We start from the raw sequence: 16,685 nt of genomic DNA on the forward strand, positions 1-16,685 counted from the left end.
TCATCACAGAAGATAAGAAGATAGATAGTCAATAGTTAATAGTCAAGAGTCAAGAGTCAAAAGTCAAGGGCCATTGGGAATTGGGCATGGACAAGAGACAAGGTAGAGACTTGTTCAATAATTCCCCCTTGTCCCCCTCCACATCAACAACTAACCTCAATTTGGGAATACTCAATCGAGTAGGTGTGAGGATAGAACGGTGATAGAAGAAAACGCATATTGGCTAGCTTGGGCGCAAATTTCAGGAATTGGGCCGGTATTATTGCGACGGCTACAACAGCATTTTGGCACGCTGGCAACAGCTTGGAACGCTACCAAGGTAGAGTTAGGAGAAGTGGAAGGTTTTGGTTTCCAAACACTAGAAAAAGTAGTACAACAGCGATCGCGTTTGCACCCAGAACAACTATTCACTAAGCACCAGCAGGAAAATTCCCATTTCTGGACACCAGCAGATGCAGATTATCCCCGTTTACTGCTAGAAACTCCGAGTCCACCGCCAATTTTATACTATCGCGGTGAAGTCGAACTTCAAGAAAATCTCGGACAAAAACCAATGGTTGGAATTGTCGGAACACGCCAACCTTCAGAATATGGTATCCGTTGGACTCGCCAAATTAGTACAGCTTTGGCTAAAAATGGCTTTACAGTGGTTTCTGGTATGGCAGAGGGAATTGACGCAGAAAGCCATATCGCCGCCATGAAAGCAGGTGGACGGACGATCGCAGTTTTGGGGACTGGTGTCGATGTCATCTATCCACATAAAAATCGGGATTTGTACAAGCAAATTTTGAGTGCTGGGTTAGTTGTGAGTGAGTACCCCACAAAAACCCCACCCGATCGCACTCACTTTCCCCGTCGCAACCGAATTATTGCGGGCTTAAGCCGCGCTATCCTAGTAATGGAAGCGCCTTTAAAATCTGGTGCTTTAATAACAGCTACCTACGCAAATGAATTTGGTAGAGATGTCTATGCCTTACCTGGAAGACTGGACGATTATCCATCTCAAGGGTGCTTAAAGTTACTGAGTCAAGGAGCAACTTTCATTCTTAAAGAACTAGACGAACTGTTAACAATGCTGGGAGCAATACCACAAATTGATGCAATTGAGGCTTCTACAGCACCAGAACAGTTAAGTTTACCAACTTTATCGCCAGAATTGCAAACGGTAATGGATGCGTTCGCCGCAGGTGTACCGGAAGCACTCGCAAGTGATGCTTTACCCTTCGATTTTATTGTCCAACAAACTGGTATGCCTGCTGGCTCTGTTTCCGGTGCTTTGTTACAGTTGGAACTTATGGGTTTCATTTCGCAACTACCAGGTATGCGGTATCAAAAAAGTTAAGAATTAAAAGATAACAACATTATTTAGCTTTGTTTTTAGCAATTTAATCATCATGGCAGAGTGGCATTAGGGTTAAAACCTTTACTCTCAATTGGGTGAGGTTGACAGGCAATCAACTCTAGTTCAGCGTTCATTTACATACTTTTGAGTTTAGGACTTACGCACTGTACAAATGCCTCGTGATGTGAATTAACGATGCTCCCGGTTGTTTCAGGCTTTTCTTAATTATCCTGCGATCGTAAATAGACCAGAATGTAGGGGCACAGCATTGCTCATTAGTGTCAACTTAACGTAAAAACCAGTCTAGACACAGCTTTTAAAGATTGCCTCGTTCCCAGTCAGAGACTGGGAATGCCTATTTGAGGCTCCGCCTCAAGACTTGCGGCAGAGCCGCTTTTGATCTGCATTTCCAGCCAGAGGCTGGAAACGAGATTTTAAAAGGGTTTGGGCTTAAGTTAACACCAATGAGCAATGCTGTGCCCTTACGAAAGATGGCGTTTTTAAACTTATGCATATTTGGTATTTATTGTCAATGCGTAAGTCCTAGAGTTGATCATGGACTCGCAATTAAAAAGGGGAATGAAACCATTTTTAATTAATAATTACGAATTATCTCGGAGGATAATACTGAGGATTCATAACTGGAGATTGATAACCGTTTGCCGGTACAGTACTTCCCATGCCGTTGGGTACAGGACTGACAACAGGAGGCTGATAAATGCTCATGGGTGCAGTGCCTGTTGTCCCGTTGGGTAGAGCAGGATTCACAACCTGGGGCTGATAACCATTTGCGGGTACAGTGTTTGTATTATTGTTGGGTGTGACAGGATTTTGGCTAAACTCTTGGTAGGCTGCACGAGAAATTGAGCTAATCAATTTTTCGGCGCGAGGATCGTTTTCGGGGCGTTGCACCATTACAGAGGCTATGTAGCGCTTGCCAGTTGGAACAACAATTAAACCTGTATCTGCCAACATTGTGCCGATATCACCCGTTTTGTGGTAAGCTCTTGCGCCTGTTCCCAAACCTGATGGCAGCAGAGTGTCCCTCTGGGTGCGACGCAAGATATCGAGCATGAGATCGCGTGATGGCATACTGACTAAATTTCCCTGACTCACAATCGCCATCAAATTCCCTAGTTCCTTGGGACTAGTGGTGTTTGTCCCTTGCAAATCGGGGAGTTGATTACGAATTATTGTGGCTGTCAATCCCCAACTGCGGAAACGCTGGTTTAAAGCGTCCATTCCTCCCAGTCGGGCAATCAGCATATTTGTCGCCGTGTTGTCGCTGATTGTAATCATTTTAGTGACGACTTCCAAAGCGGCGTACTGAGTTCCGGCTGGTTTGTATTGCAGATTTCCCGAACCGCCAGCTACCATATCCTGTTGCATGGTTAGCATTTCATCCAGGCGAATTTTCCCCGCGTCCACATCCTGGAAAAAGGCAATCAGAATCGGCACTTTAATCGTGCTAGCCGCCGGAAAACTGGTAGAGCCATTGACATCTACATAATTACCAGTATCCAAATCTACCAAGAAAATGCCCGGTGTAAGATTTGGGTTGGTGGCCGCCAAATTTTGCACGGCATTTTTCAAAGAGGTAATTTCCTGAGATAGGTATAGACTCGAAGCTGCGGTTGGCGGAGTTGGGGTAGGTTGTGGCTGCGATCGCGCCACATTACTATTAGATTGCGATGCCGAATTTGTGCTGATGCGATTAGCTGGGTCTAATACTGACAACACCGTGCCGACAATTGCACCCATCCCAACACCCACAATCAATAACCGCAAAACATACAATATGGTTTTGGCCATTGGCTTTAACCGCGTTTTCCGCGATGAGCGTCTGCCTGTTTTTGGCTTTTCCATCCGCACTGCTTTAACCATCACAGCACCCGGTCGGAAGGGAGGAATTTTCCCCTTTACACTAGGTATTGGTTTTACTGCCGTTGGCATGACTAACCCCGATTTTACCCTACGTGTAGCGCCAGGGATTGGGTCAGGACTGATTTGATTTTTTGGCCGTGTTAGCGCCCCTTCTCGTCCATTCGTAGCTTGCTGCTGGCTGTTAGTTTTAACTCTCTTTTTTACCACTTTTTGAACTTTTTGTGGCTGCTGGCGGCGATTTAAGGGTTGACGCCGCGAGAAAGCTGTTAGTTCGCCACTTGATTCTGACACCGTTACTCCTTGTGACCCACTTGACTGTTTTCTTGCAGACTCCTGACCCCAAACTTAATCTTTAAAGCAATATTAATACTCAAATTCCACTTTGCCACTAAGTAGCATTTTTGTGTTTAGTTTAAGCCATATTAATTATTTTGGGGGGATGATTGCGTATATATTAAACGAATAATTACAAGTTTTCACTATCCCTCTGGTTTTTAAGCGCCCATTCTACCTGCTGCAAAATCCCTCGCAGCATGGCTACCTCCCCAGTTTTCAAGTGAGCGCGATTATACAATTGGCGGAATTTTCCCATCCGACTAGCTGCCGTATGGGGATATACATAACCAATTTTCAGTAATATTGATTCTAATTGCTGGTAGTATCCTTCCACAACATCTAAGGGTGCGAGTTCAGTTTGAGGTAAGGTTTGAGTGTTAGGTTGCTGGGCAGATTGTGACAATTCATAACAACAGATGGCGACAGCAGTAGCCAAATTCAGGGCGACATAATCCTGACTTGTGGGAATAGCAACAAACCGCTGTGCATAATTTAATTCTTCATTGCTTAATCCCCGGTCTTCCCTGCCAAAAATCAGTGCAGTGGGTTTTTCTGGTTCCTCCAGTAACCAGGGTAGCGCAGTGCGAGGATTTTCTAAAGGTGTTTCCCAACTGCGAACGCGACCGGTGGTAGCGATCGCCTTGACACATCCATGCAATGCTTCTGGTAAGGTCGCCACTAATACCGCAGATTCTAAAATTTCCTGACCATGAACAGCCATCATCAAAGCTTCCGTCGATAACGGATCGCATTGGGGGTTCACTAATACTAAATTATATAGCCCGAAATTTTTCATTACCCTAGCGATCGCGCCGATATTTATCGGCCCAGCTGGTTCTACCAACACAATTCTTAATCCAGCCAAGCCCATTTTTTGCCTCCTGCGATCGCAACTTACAGTTTCTTCATTGTAAAGGTGGTAGAACAGCCATCAAATCAATATTGCTCACTCTTACGAGTCGTGATGCGTAAAGCCCCTCGGTTTATAACCGGGGGATATAAGCGAATGAGCCAAATTTATTTGGCTTTAAAAACGACTAAAGTGTTTTTAAAGATATCATGGGTATATGCTAAACCTGACTTATACCTATCGTCTAAAGTTAACTCACCAACAATCCCTGACCTATGAGGCATGGCTCTTAACCTCTCGTAGAGTTTGGAATTTTGCATTGGGAGAACGCAAAGATTGGTATAAATCAAGGTCGTGCAGAATAGATGCTTGCAGTTTAAAGAGTGAGTATATCATTCCTGCTGACGCGCCCAGACCAACATTTGCATCTCAGTGCAAAGCTTTAACCCAAGCCCGCAAAACTAATCCTTATCTTAATGCCGCACACTCACAGATGTTGCAGCAGGTGTTAAGGAGATTGGAGAAGGCATTCGTTGGGATGTGGGAATCAGGAAGAGGTTTTCCCCGATTCAAAAAACAAGGGAGAATGCGCTCTTTATTGTTTCCACAGTTAGGGGCTAATCCTATCCTTGGGAGCAAAGTTAAACTTCCTGGCATTGGCTGGGTGAAAATGCAATTATCCCGACCTATCCCAGATGGGTTTGTCGCAAAACAAGCTCAAGTGGTGAAGAAGGCTTCAGGATGGTATGTAATGCTCACGCTGCAAGCTGACGTTGATGTTCCAAGTTTCGCACCACACGGACAACCTATCGGTATTGACTTAGGGCTAAAAAGTTTTTTGGCTACATCTACTGGTGAACAAATCGCTAGACCGAGATTTTTTGTGGATCTCCAACGCAAGCTGAAATTGCTGCAACAAAGAGTTAGCCATAAGAAATTAGGGTCAAATAATTGGCGAAAAGCTCAACACAGAGTATCACGAACACACGAATATATTCACAACACTCGCAAGGATTTTCATTTCAAGTTAGCACATCATCTATGTGACCAAGGTGGAATGATATTTGCTGAGGACTTGAACTTTTTTGCGTGGGCTAAAGGAATGTTTTCAAAGCATACTTTGGACGCAGGTTTTGGTGAATTCCTCTCAATCCTAGAATGGGTGTGTTGGAAGCGCGGGGTCTATTTTGCGTCTGTCAACCCCAATGGAACCAGTCAAACCTGCCCTAATTGCAACCACCACACTGGGAAGAAAGATTTAAGTGAACGGATACATCGTTGTGGTGAGTGTGGATTTCAGACAGATAGAGACGTTGCCGCCGCTATGGTGGTGATGCAACGTGGTCTTGCAGCCGTAGGGCATACGGTCAAGATGCTTGGCGTTCGCGTTTCGCGTCTCCCTTTGGGAGAGGGGTTAAGCACTAGCTCCCTTTTGACCCAAGAATCCCCCCTTTTCTAAAGGGGGGAGTGTCAATGTAATATCAACGTTGTAACATCGCGTGATTTCACTAAACAATGCCACTGCCAGCCCAAATAAAAAGCTTCAGGAAACGTTGGTTTGGGAAGATTCTCAAAAGAACTTTGATTGTGCTGTTAGTGCTAGGGCTATTGTTAGTGGGATTTGTCACCTACACTGTGCGCCAATCTTTTGCTCAAGAGAGTGGCACTATTCAACTACCAAAACTGAAAGCCGAAGTAACCATCCAGCGTGATAAATGGGGAATTCCCCATATTTATGCTGCCAACTCTCACGATTTATTTATGGCGCAAGGTTATATTCACGCCCAAGACCGCTTTTGGCAAATGGATTTTTGGCGACACATTGGTTCTGGGCGACTCTCAGAAATGTTTGGTTCTTCTCAGGTTGACACTGACAAATATCTGCGGACAATGGGTTGGGCAAGGGTGGCGCAGCAAGAAATTGCAGAAATTAATGCAGAGATGAAGGCATACCTGGAAGCTTACGCTGATGGTGTCAATGCCTATTTGACAGAGCATCAAGGTAGTGCCTTGAGTCTAGAATACGCTGTGCTAAAATTCCTCAATCCTAGGTATCAGCCAGAACCTTGGCAAATACTGCATTCTCTGACTTGGGGTAAGGTAATGGCTTATGACTTGGGCAGAAATTTTGAGAGCGAAATTGAACGTGCTATTTTGCTCAAAACCCTTAACCAAAATCAAGTAGAGGAACTTTTTCCGCCTTACCCTCAAGACTTGCCAGTTATTTTACCTGAGTTCGAGCTAAAAGAGAAAGGGAAAATTCAAAATTCAAATCAAAAATATTCAGACTCTAGCCTATTTACCCAGTCTCCAAATGTCTTTGCCGAAGCTATAACTCCAGCTTTAGAGTCAATTACTAAGCCGATGATGGCTTTAGAACAACTCATCGGCCCCACAGGAATAGGTATTGGCTCGAATAGCTGGGTGATATCTGGTCAGCGGACGGCGACAGGTAAGCCAATCTTGGCGAATGACCCCCACTTAGGTGTGCAAATACCCTCTATATGGTACGAGGTTGGTTTGCACTGCACACCGAAGAGTGCAGAATGTCCCTACAACGTTTCTGGCTTTTCTTTTGCGGGAATGATTGGGGTAATTATCGGTCATAGCGATCGCATTGCCTGGGGTGTTACCAATGTACAATCTGATGTGATGGATTTATACATTGAGAAAATCAACCCAAATAACCCCAATCAGTATGAGGTCAATGGCAAATGGGTTGATATGCAACTCGTGCAAGAGACGATTCAAATAGCCGCAAGTCAGCCGATTGTGCAAACGGTACGCTATACCCGACATGGGCCGATTCTCTCTGATGTTTCGCCAAATCTTCAGCAATTCAAGCCAAGTCAGCCGCTAGAATTACCGCAAAATTACGCCGTAGCCCTGCGCTGGACAGCCCTAGCACCTTCCAAACTAGGGTATGCCATTCCGCAAATCAATCGCGCCCAAAACTGGCAGGAATTCCGCACTGCTGCTAGCAATTATGATGTCCCCGCTCAAAACTTGGTCTACGCTGACGTTGATGGTAATATTGGCTACCAGATGCCTGGTAAATTCCCCATCCGAGCTAAGGGAGATGGGCGTTATCCCGTTCCTGGTTGGACGGATGCTTATGAGTGGCAAGGCTATATTGACTTTGAGAAATTGCCCAAAATTTTTAATCCATCCCCAGGTTATATTGCTACTGCCAATAATTTAGTTATGCGTGAATATCCTTACCTGATTACCGCAGATTGGGTTTATGGCTACCGAGCCAAGCGGATTGTTGAAATGATTTCACAACAAACCCAGCCGATTTTGCTGAAGGATGTACAGCAGATACAGGGTGACGATCGCAATTTAAATGCACAAACATTAGTCCCACTACTACAATCTATCACTGTTGATCCACCCCGCTTGCAAGCAGCCCAAAAACTGCTGCAAGATTGGAATTTGCAGTTAGGAATGACATCGCCTGCTGCTGCTTTGTTTGAAGTATTCTGGAAGCACTTGCTAGCTGATACGTTTCACGATCAGTTGCCTGAAAAGTACTTTCCGAATGGAGGCGATCGCTGGTATGCTGTGGTAGCAAATTTGGTCAAACAGCCCAATAGTTCTTGGTGGGACAACCGCAACACCCCGAAAGTTGAGAACCGCGACCAAATCCTGCGGCAGTCCTTTATAGAAGCCGTGGATGAACTAGAACAAATTCAAAGCAAAGACCCGAAAAACTGGAATTGGGGCAAGCTGCATACGATTACTTTTCGGAATGCCACCTTGGGTAAATCTGGGGTTGCACCGATTGAGGCTTTATTTAATCGTGGTGCATTTGCTACATCTGGTAACGGCGAAACAGTGAATGCTAACCGCTGGAGAGCAAATAAATCCTTTGAAGTTACTGATATTCCTTCACTGCGGATGATTGTAGATTTGGGAAATTTGGATAACTCAGTAGCAATTCACACCCCTGGACAATCAGGCCATGCTTTCCATAAGCACTACAACGATATGGTTGAACCTTGGCGTCAGATTGAATACCACCAGATGTTATGGGAATCAAAGAATATTACAGCAAATACCACTGCCACATTGAGGTTAATTCCAAAAGTGGCAGAGTAAAGGAGAACACGAGTATACAATTTAAAATGAGCGCTTTTTAAGTGTAATTACATACACATTTTTGGAAAAATGAAGTATAAAGTAACAGGGCAGAAAGAAAGTTAAAAACAGAAATAAATATTCTTTTTAGAAAAAGTATTTTCGCCGATCATCCATTTCTACTGCCCAACTTTCACTAAACATAGTTGGAGATCATAGAACCTATGCAACGCGTATTTAAGCAAAGTTTTATACTTTCAGTCACTACTGCGATCGCCTTACTATTTGCAGGTTGTGGAGAAAGTAAAGTTGCTCAATGTAACAAAGTCATAAATGTTGCCAATCAGGCATCTACTCTAGGTCAGGAATTCGGCAAAAATCCCAATCCGGCAAAAGGTTCTAAAGCTTTGACTGAACTTGCTGGTAAGATAGACCCACTTGCCAAAGAGATGAAAGCAGTAGAAGTTAAGGATGAAAAATTGCAAAGTTTTCAAGGACGCTTTCTCACACTCTATCAGAATATCAGCAAGGAATTGAATAATGCAGCAACAGCTATAGATAAAAAGAATCTACCAGCAGCAAAGGGTTTTTTGGTATCTCTGCAAAAAAGTAGCAACGAAGAAAGTTCAATAGTTAAGGAAATTAATAGCTATTGCTCTGGCAAATAACCAACTCTGCACTGAATCCTTGTAACAAATATAGTGGTTAAAAAAATTCGTAATTCAATTACGAATTTTATAATTTAGTGGTGGCTTATACCATTTATTTGTGAGGCTGCGCTAAACCCTTTTAACTTCTTTCTTTCTTTCTTTCTTTGTGCCCTTCTCTACAAGACGCTGCCCGTAGCTTGCTTATCCGTTTTTCTTTCTTGTACTTACAGCAAATTGCAATCAATCGTGCCACAGATGGAAATAATCAAAACCAGTGATAAACTTCGTCATGCGATTTATTTTGTGGTGGGTTTGATCTCAAACTGCTGTAAATATGGTTTAGCGCATCTTCATACAGAATTGGTATTAAACCCAAAAACTACGTTATAGCGTTTCCTAATCATACAAGGTACATCTTAGCCCCCTCCTCGCTTGCGGGGAGGGGGTTGGGGGTGGGGTTCTTGTAACCTCACAAGGGCCGAGAACCGCTATAGCACAGCGTCTTGTAAAGAGCGTTATTACGAATTAGTTAAATAGTCGGTCGATAACCACCAAAAACAGCAAAGCTAAAATTTTTGTACCAGCAATCTACATTTTGAAAACCTGCCGCTTCTAGCCAGCTAAGTTGAATATCAAGGGTTGCCATACGATCGTATTTCATGCGTTTTTGTGCAGCTTTGAAATCTTCCTCAGAGACACCGTTAGCGTGGACAGAATCTAGCCAGTGTTGACGGTAAAGTTGTTCTAAATCAGGCGTTTTGCCGAGAACTTGATCGGCGTTGACAAATATCCCTCCAGGATTGAGAACATCATAAATCCGTTGATAAAGAAGTTGTTTATCAACATCTGACAGATGATGAATCGATAAAGCAGAGATTATCAGGTTATAGGAACCACCTAAATCAGTCTCAATGTAGTCACCAATTAAGATTTTGGGAGATTTACCCATTTTGCTAAATCTAAACTTAGCTTTTTCTAACATCTCAGGGGCTAAGTCTAGCAAAGTGAACTCTGCATTAGGGAAGACAGACTGAACCATACCTGAGTAAAGTCCAGTACCAGCACCCAAATCTAGAACCTTTAGCGGTGCAGTACCGTCGCCTGGGATGATTTCAACAGCTGTTTTGTAAAAGTCATCAAAACAGGGAATTAGAATACGACGTAAGTTATCGTAATCTCCTGCGGCAGAATTAAATGCTTCTTGAATATTCATTTTTTAATCTTTAATAAAGGTAGCACTTTCTGTTTTAACAACTCAATTAAAGCTGGTTCCATATACTCATATTCATCTGGTATATCTAAACATATAACTCTTTTATCTTTAAGTAAGGGCTGAAAATTTTTCGATAGCTTCTTTTTATGTGGCTTCTCCATTACAAAGATAATATCAGCCCATGCGATCGCCTCTGTTGATAGCGGTACTTCGGCATAGCGATCTAAACCTGCGGAGTCTGTTTCAAATCCTTCATATTCAGAAAACACAGCCTCGGCGGTGGGACTTCGCAGTTTATTCTTACTACAGATAAATAAAAGCTTTTTCATTGAGCAGTTTCTTGCCGATCTAACTCCAAAAACGGTTTAACAGTTTAGATAAACTACTTTACTTTGCGATCGCACCACAGACAACTCCAAAACTACGCCAAGTACAAGCGATCGCATCTGCAATACTAAGTTCAACATCTCGGAAAATCCGCCCCTGCTGCACTCCAGTAGCATTCTCTACCTGGGCTTCTCCACCTTGGACTAAACCTAGTTGACTAATAATGCTAGCAGGTAAACACAGCAAAGTTGCGCCCGTATCAACTAAAACATCATCTAGAGTATAAGAGCGAACTTCCCCCGAAGAAATAAAGCCTCGCTGTGCCAGAACTCGATCAATTCGATTCGTCACAGTGAGGGTAACTATTACTTGCCCCATTTGCTTACCCATTTCAGCAAACTCCTGAAAACAAAATATTTTTGAGCAATGCATAAATATGCAAAAACGCTAAGAAAATTTTCGCCCCGCCCTCTCATATCATGTCCGGCTGATTAGTTGTCATTGCGAACACTTCGTTGCACTCGCAACGACTATCGTAAGTTATTAAGCGGACATGATATCAAAGAGACTACTCAACTAATTCTCCTGTCTGTTGTAAGACTTGTTTATAGAGTGTGGCATTAACCCAATATTGGGCAATATCAATCATGGCATCAAGTAGTGGTTGCAATACTTGTCGGTTAAGGGGAAAATGGGAAGGGGAAAGGGCGAAAGAAAAAACCTTTAACCCTTACCCTTTAACCTTTTCCCCGAACCGAATTCCGAGTTGAAAATGCTTAACCGAGCAGTATTGGTAGTGGTTGTACTTGAGGAATAATTTTTCTATTTTTTGCTAACAAGAGAATGCCAAGAGTACCAATTACCTGTAATCCCAAATTTTTAGCTACTTGGCGAGCCTCCCGTTCATCTAACAAAATGTTTAACTCACCAGTTTCGAGAGCTAAAGCAAGGGCTTCTCGCTCTCCATGATCTAGCTCTGGGGGGATGCTGAGTGCTATGTTTGACACAGGACGAACTTGTACCCATCCAGAAGCAATTGCTTGCAATATAAATTGTGAACCTGGAAAGCTTGAACCAGTAGTTTCATTATAGACAGCTTGGGGTATGATAATTGTCCCAAACACTGCCTGTAAAATATCAAGACGATTGATAGCAGCGAAGTTAATCAAAGGCGTAGCGTTGCAAATAACTGTCACAACTACCAAGAACCTGTTTTAATTGACTCAATATCATCTGCTAAATCCATTTCAGTATAATGGCGTGGAGTTTTTTGTTGCGCTAAAAGTTGCTGAAATTCCCATACAGATAGATTAGTCAAGCGGCGTGCTTGACCAAAAGTAAAAATATTTTGGTCGTATAACTGCAAGGCAATTTCCTGACGAATAGCCTGCTTACCTTGACTTATGGAATCTGGAGATAATTGCAGGTTAATTGAACTCACAAATTGACTCATACCCAAAAATAGCGCTTTACTTATAGCATAAAACATCATCCAGAGTATAAGAGCGAATTTTCCCCGAAGAAATGAAGCCTCTTTGAGCGAAAACTTGATCAATTCGATTCGTGACAGTGAGGGTAACTATTACTTGCCCCATTTGCTTACCCATTTCAGCAAACTCCTGAAAACAAAATATTTTTGAGAGATGCCTTAGAGGATGTTTGAAAAGTCCTTAGTGATGTATCAAATAGATCCCCCTAAATCCCCCGATAAATTGGGGGACTTTGATTCCGTTTCCCCCCTTTTTAAGGGGAGCCAGCGCGGTCTTCTCTACGAGACGCTGCGCGATGGGGTCTCCCCAAGTAGAGCGACTGGCGTGGGCTAGGGGGGATCGATAAGTGCCTGATATCACAGCCGACCACTTTTCAAACAACCTCTTAAAACACAAAGACGCAAAAGCACTGTCTGCGCCTCTGCGTCTCTGCATGAGATAATTCCCTACCTACACCATCTCTGATGATGCCTGCACCATCTGCTGAGGCTGAGGCTGGAACATGAACAACGAGTACACAACGTCTCGGCGAATGTTAATCATCATATCCAAGAACAATTCGTAACCCTCGCTCTTATACTCAATCAGTGGGTCTTTTTGCCCATAACCACGTAATCCCACTGATTCGCGCAAGGCATCCATTTGTTGCAAATGTTCCCGCCACAGCGTATCAATGCGTTGCAAGATAAAGAAGCGTTCAGCTTGGCGCATTAGGCCGGGTTGAACTTGGTCAATCTGCGCTTCTTTGAGGTCGTAAGCAATTCGCACCTGTTCGTGGAGGAAAGCTTTAATCTCGCCGACTGTCATATCTTCTAATTGATTTGGCTGCAAATCTGCTAGCAGATAGACGAATTCTTTGACTTTCTCAACCAACTTTTCTAACTCCCACTCTTCCGAGGGCAAGTCTACGTTAATGTAGAAGTCAACGATGTCATCCATCGTTTTTTCAGCGTACTTGATTACCTGTTCTTTCAAGTCTTGACCTTCTAAAACCCGGCGGCGTTCAGCATAAATCGCCCGACGTTGATTATTCATCACCTCGTCATACTCAAATACCTGCTTCCGAATGTCGTAGTAGTAGGTTTCAACTTTTTTCTGTGCGCCTTCCAAACTGCGGGTCAGCATCCCCGATTCAATGGGCATATCTTCTTCCACTTGGAAGGCATTCATTAACCCGGCAACGCGCTCGCCACCAAAAATCCGCAGTAGGTTATCCTCTAAACTGAGGAAGAATCTGGTGGTTCCAGGGTCGCCTTGTCGTCCTGCACGTCCGCGCAACTGGTTATCAATCCGCCGTGATTCGTGGCGTTCTGTACCAATTACGTGCAAACCACCGATTCCCACTACCTCATCGTGTTCGCGGGTAGTAAATTGTTCATACTCTCGCTTAACGCGGTTGTAAGCTTCCCGCAATTTCTGAATCACAGGGTCATCGATGGGAGCTTTTTCTGCGGCGATCGCTACCTTGTCTTCTGCTTCCAATTCGGGTAAACTGCGATCGCCATATTCCCGCACCGCAATTTCTACTGCATCTTTGAGTAGTTTTTCTGTTTCTTTTGTCAACTGGGTGGGGAAAATTTCTGGCGAAGCCCGCCAACTTTTGACTTTTTTACCAGGGGCAAAGCCTTGACCACTGCCGTGTCCTGTTGGCAATCCGGCTGCTCTTTGCACGCCAAAGCTATCTTCATCTTCTGGCATGACGATTCGGGGCATGAAGTATTCCCGCAGCTTCAGACGCGCCATATATTCGGAGTTACCACCCAAGATGATGTCTGTACCTCTACCAGCCATATTGGTAGCAATAGTAACAGCACCTTTGCGTCCGGCTTGGGCGACGATTTCCGCTTCCCGTTCGACATTTTCCGGTCGGGCGTTGAGTAATTCGTGGGGAATCTCCAGTTGCTTCAGTAACCGACTCAGAAGTTCGGATTTTTCCACACTAGTGGTTCCCACTAATACAGGTCTGCCGAGTTCGTGCATTTCGGCACATTCTTTGGCGATCGCTCCCCACTTACCTGGTTCTGTCTTAAAGACCATATCAGACAAGTCTTCGCGTCTTCTGGCTTGATTGGTGGGAATTACCGCAACTTCCAATTTGTAAATTTTTTCAAATTCTGGTTCTTCCGTTTTTGCCGTTCCTGTCATTCCACCGAGTTTTGGATACAGCAAGAAGAGATTTTGATAAGTAATTGTCGCTAGAGTTTGAGTCTCTGGCTGAATATCTACATGTTCTTTGGCTTCAATTGCCTGGTGCAGTCCATCACTCCAACGCCGTCCAGGTAGTACCCGGCCAGTAAACTCATCCACAATTACCACTTCACCATTGCGGACAATGTAATTTACATCCTTGAGGAAAAGTTCTTTGGCTTTAATTGCATTGAAAACGAAGTGCGCCCAAGGGTCTTCTGGGTCAAATAAATCTGTGACTCCCAAAAGATTTTCCGATTCAGCAAATCCTTCATCTGTCAATAGCACGTTCCGAGCTTTTTCGTCCACATCGTAATGCTCGTCTTTTTTGAGTGTGAATGCTATTTCAGAGGCTTGCAGATACTTTTCTGTAGGTCTTTCCACCTGCCCGGAAATAATTAGCGGTGTCCGCGCCTCATCAATTAAAATCGAGTCTACCTCGTCAATCACACAATAATTGAACGGGCGTTGCACTACATCTGCCATTGATGTCGCCATGTTATCCCGCAGGTAGTCGAAGCCGACCTCACTGTTGGTGACATAAGTGATATCGCACTCGTAGTTTTTCTGGCGTTCGCTGGGAGTCATGCTTGACTGAATTAGCCCCACACTCAACCCCAAGAACCGATGCACCTGTCCCATCCATTCCGCGTCTCGACGAGCCAGGTAATCGTTGACGGTGACGACGTGTACACCTTTACCAGTAAGAGCATTTAAGTAACTCGGCAAGGTGGCGACTAGTGTTTTACCCTCGCCGGTTTTCATTTCGGCAATTTGCCCTACATGTAAAATGATACCGCCAAGGAGTTGGACATCAAAGTGCCGCAAGCCTAAGACTCGCCGTCCTGCTTCCCGAACAACGGCGTAAGCTTCTGGCAATATGTCATCCAGGGTTTCGCTTTTAGCGAGCCGTTGTTTAAATTCGACGGTTTTACCTTTTAACTCATCATCGGAAAGAACCTTAATTTCTTCCTCTAAAAGGTTAACTTCAGTAACAGAAGGTTGGTATTTTTTAAGCTTACGAGCGTTGGGGTCGCCCAACAAAAGTTTTAGCATGGCAGGTTATAGAACTGAATCAAGGGGGATGGGGATTAAAGGGTCGGCATTGATTATAAACATTTAACCCAGCCCAAACGTCTTGGTCGTGGATGGGTGTGAAATGAGAATTACCTCAAAAACAGGATAAAAACTAGCCAATCAGTTTACTAAATGATTGGTTTGAACTCTTATCTTATATTTAGTCTTTCTTCATAGTATCATTTTGCCCCCAGATGGGGCCAGAGATGCGGGAGCAGGGGGAGATGAGGAAGTAGGGAGAAATAGCGAACAATTACTATTCTCCCTCTTTCCCTTCGTCTCTCGTATCTCCCCCACTTTAATTTGAGTTCTTCCACTCTGATCTCAGGCGACGGAAATTGTAATCATTAGCACTGGGATGACAGCTGACACAACTGCTAACCTGGACGGGACGTGCTAACTTAACTCCTGGATGCAAAGCTTTGAAATAACGCGAGTTGTTGAGGCGATATGGTGTTTCTTCGTCGTCTAGCTGGACACGGGAGAAAGTCGAAAGATATTTCCACACCAAGATACGTGGCGGATCGACTAAAGGCTTGAGTTGTGCGCCGTAGTGCTGCGAGTCTTGCAGAAGATTTTTCCAAGTTTGGGTAGGTAAAACGGCTGGTGGTAAGGCGATGTGGCACGTGGAGCAGTTTTCCAAATACAGTTCTTGCCCCAGTTGGTATTGTGCCGGCACTACGTCAACAGTGCCAATTTCAGCGGTGGGAGTAGCACTTTGGGCGTTAGTAGCCAAGGCTAGAAGCCAGCCCATAGCTAAACTCCAGGTTACAATTACCAGAAGTAAACCGAAAAATTGGCGTTTGAATTCACGTTCGGTGCTTTGCTGTAGCGTTTGGCGTTGGCGTAGCCCGCCTTCGGCATCGCGGATTTTGCGCTTAACAAAAATTGACATTCCTCACATTCCCAGATATTTAAAAGTGGCGCTTGTGCTAATCATAAGACTTACGCAGTATTGGCAGTGTTTTGTGATTTTGCGTAAGTAGTTTTGGCAAGTAACGCATTTTTCATATCCACAACAGTAATATAAATGTCTATTCAGCGCACCACTGACTATCCAAGGAAAAATGTCCTACCAGTTTTAACCTGACTGACTAGAAAAATCAGCCACAATATCCCGGATTTCATTTACACCAATATCTTCTCGCTCAGATTGGTTGAGTCGATGGCTGGTATTATCCAGCGCACCTCTCAGTTAGATCCGAACGTGAGACTTTCACCTCATTCGGCTCCCGATATTCTTAAGGGT

The 16,685-nt window shown here is 44.1% G+C and carries 13 protein-coding genes; 4 read left to right on the forward strand and 9 right to left on the reverse strand.

The window, feature by feature from the left end:
- The first annotated feature begins 199 nt into the window (after positions 1 to 199).
- Positions 200 to 1,342: a DNA-processing protein DprA gene (gene dprA / locus V7K62_RS18245; protein ID WP_334866370.1), complete on the forward strand. Its 1,143-nt coding sequence runs from the start codon at positions 200 to 202 to the stop codon at positions 1,340 to 1,342.
- Between the two features lie 609 nt (positions 1,343 to 1,951).
- Here the strand turns inward: dprA and V7K62_RS18250 are convergent.
- Entirely contained in the window at positions 1,952 to 3,517 is a 1,566-nt protein-coding gene (locus tag V7K62_RS18250) for a serine hydrolase (protein WP_334866372.1), read from the reverse strand.
- 175 nt (positions 3,518 to 3,692) lie between these two features.
- Positions 3,693 to 4,433 carry an RNA methyltransferase gene (locus V7K62_RS18255; RefSeq protein WP_334866374.1) on the reverse strand — a complete coding sequence of 247 codons (741 nt, stop codon included), beginning with the start codon at positions 4,431 to 4,433 and terminating at the stop codon, positions 3,693 to 3,695.
- A 196-nt stretch (positions 4,434 to 4,629) separates the two neighbouring features.
- Between V7K62_RS18255 and V7K62_RS18260 the strand changes: the two genes are divergently transcribed.
- From V7K62_RS18260 to V7K62_RS18270, 3 genes are all read left to right on the forward strand, one after another.
- Positions 4,630 to 5,871 carry an RNA-guided endonuclease InsQ/TnpB family protein gene (locus V7K62_RS18260; protein ID WP_334866376.1) on the forward strand — a complete coding sequence of 414 codons (1,242 nt, stop codon included), beginning with the start codon at positions 4,630 to 4,632 and terminating at the stop codon, positions 5,869 to 5,871.
- Positions 5,872 to 5,927: 56 nt separating this feature from the next.
- Positions 5,928 to 8,513, forward strand: a complete 2,586-nt coding sequence (locus V7K62_RS18265) for a penicillin acylase family protein (RefSeq protein ID WP_334866378.1) — start codon at positions 5,928 to 5,930, stop codon at positions 8,511 to 8,513.
- A 203-nt stretch (positions 8,514 to 8,716) separates the two neighbouring features.
- Positions 8,717 to 9,160: a hypothetical protein gene (locus V7K62_RS18270; protein ID WP_334866380.1), complete on the forward strand. Its 444-nt coding sequence runs from the start codon at positions 8,717 to 8,719 to the stop codon at positions 9,158 to 9,160.
- Between the two features lie 511 nt (positions 9,161 to 9,671).
- Here the strand turns inward: V7K62_RS18270 and V7K62_RS18275 are convergent.
- The 7 genes from V7K62_RS18275 to V7K62_RS18305 form a co-directional block, all read right to left on the reverse strand.
- On the reverse strand, positions 9,672 to 10,355 hold the full coding sequence (locus V7K62_RS18275; RefSeq protein WP_334866382.1) for a class I SAM-dependent methyltransferase: 684 nt from the start codon (positions 10,353 to 10,355) through the stop codon (positions 9,672 to 9,674).
- Positions 10,352 to 10,684, reverse strand: coding sequence for a low molecular weight protein tyrosine phosphatase family protein (locus V7K62_RS18280; protein ID WP_334866384.1), 333 nt, complete (start codon positions 10,682 to 10,684; stop codon positions 10,352 to 10,354). Before V7K62_RS18280 ends, V7K62_RS18275 begins: the two co-directional genes overlap by 4 nt.
- Positions 10,685 to 10,742: 58 nt before the next feature.
- Entirely contained in the window at positions 10,743 to 11,072 is a 330-nt protein-coding gene (locus V7K62_RS18285; protein ID WP_334866386.1) for an aspartyl protease family protein, read from the reverse strand.
- Between the two features lie 386 nt (positions 11,073 to 11,458).
- Positions 11,459 to 11,878, reverse strand: coding sequence for a DUF3368 domain-containing protein (locus tag V7K62_RS18290; RefSeq protein WP_334866388.1), 420 nt, complete (start codon positions 11,876 to 11,878; stop codon positions 11,459 to 11,461).
- Positions 11,879 to 11,880: 2 nt separating this feature from the next.
- Complete coding sequence (locus tag V7K62_RS18295) at positions 11,881 to 12,123, reverse strand: UPF0175 family protein (protein WP_334866390.1); 243 nt, start codon at positions 12,121 to 12,123, stop codon at positions 11,881 to 11,883.
- A gap of 499 nt (positions 12,124 to 12,622) precedes the next feature.
- Entirely contained in the window at positions 12,623 to 15,415 is a 2,793-nt protein-coding gene (gene secA, locus V7K62_RS18300; protein WP_334866392.1) for a preprotein translocase subunit SecA, read from the reverse strand.
- A 319-nt stretch (positions 15,416 to 15,734) separates the two neighbouring features.
- Positions 15,735 to 16,331 carry a cytochrome C gene (locus V7K62_RS18305; protein ID WP_334866394.1) on the reverse strand — a complete coding sequence of 199 codons (597 nt, stop codon included), beginning with the start codon at positions 16,329 to 16,331 and terminating at the stop codon, positions 15,735 to 15,737.
- Between the last annotated feature and the right edge of the window lie 354 nt (positions 16,332 to 16,685).

Origin of the sequence: Nostoc sp., assembly GCF_036917935.1 — a bacterium.
Lineage (GTDB): Bacteria > Cyanobacteriota > Cyanobacteriia > Cyanobacteriales > Nostocaceae > Nostoc.